Genomic DNA, 809 nt, shown 5'->3' with positions numbered 1-809 from the left:
GCCCAGACCGGCTGATCGAGCCACAGCCACAGGATCAGCGCGGGAATCCCCGCCCGCAGTCCGGCAGCCGTGGTGCCTGCACCGCCGTGGTGCACGACCGCGCGGCACGTCGGAAGGACGGCGCCGTGGTTGACCGCGTCGACCACCAGCACGTGGTCGAAAGGCGGAGTCTCGCCGAAGTCGTTGGGACCGCCGCAGATCAACGCCCGCTCGCCCAGTTGCGCGCAGGCCCCGGCGATCATGGCGACGGTGTCCGCGGCCGACGCGATCGGCGTGCTGCCAAAGCCGAAGCAGATCGGCGGCGTCCCGGCGGCGATCCACGACAACACCTCGGCGTCGGCATCCGTCGGCAACCCGAGCGTAAGCGCACCCACGAAAGGCCGCCCCTGTTCCACCCACTCGGTGGCCTGCCTCGGCAGACACATCTCGTCGTACGCCTGGATCTCCAGCGATGCGGGTGCGGCGCCGTCCGCCTCGGGAAGGCCGAGGGCGCGGCGCTGGGCGTTGGCGGCTTCCCTTGTCATGCCGGAATACAGCGCTCCCGTCGAGAAAATCCGCTGGGGGAAGAAGTGCAGTCCGGCCAGCGGAATGCCGTAGTACTCCGCGACGTTGGCGGCCAGCCCCTGTTCGCCCCGGCCCGTCAAGAGCAGGTCCGCCCCTCGTCCGAGGTCGGTCAGCGTGGCGCCCCACTGGCCGCACGCTTGAGTGAGATGCCCGACGATTTCGGTGACCGCGTGGATCGGATTCTGCGCATTAGGCCTCGGCGGGTCCGGCCCGAAGGCGACCGCGGTAAGCCCCGCCGACTCGAC

Annotated in this window: 1 protein-coding gene; it reads right to left on the bottom strand. The window is 70.5% G+C overall.

Annotated elements, in window-relative coordinates; all coding sequences use genetic code 11:
* On the bottom strand, positions 1-809 hold an 809-nt coding region (locus A5764_RS28735), incomplete at both ends, for a glycosyltransferase (RefSeq protein ID WP_067109395.1).

This window comes from Mycobacterium sp. 852002-51057_SCH5723018 (assembly GCF_001667035.1).
In the GTDB taxonomy this organism is placed as follows: Bacteria; Actinomycetota; Actinomycetes; order Mycobacteriales; family Mycobacteriaceae; genus Mycobacterium.
The sequence above is the reverse complement of the archived record's forward strand: the minus strand, read 5'-3'. Positions and strand labels throughout refer to the sequence as shown.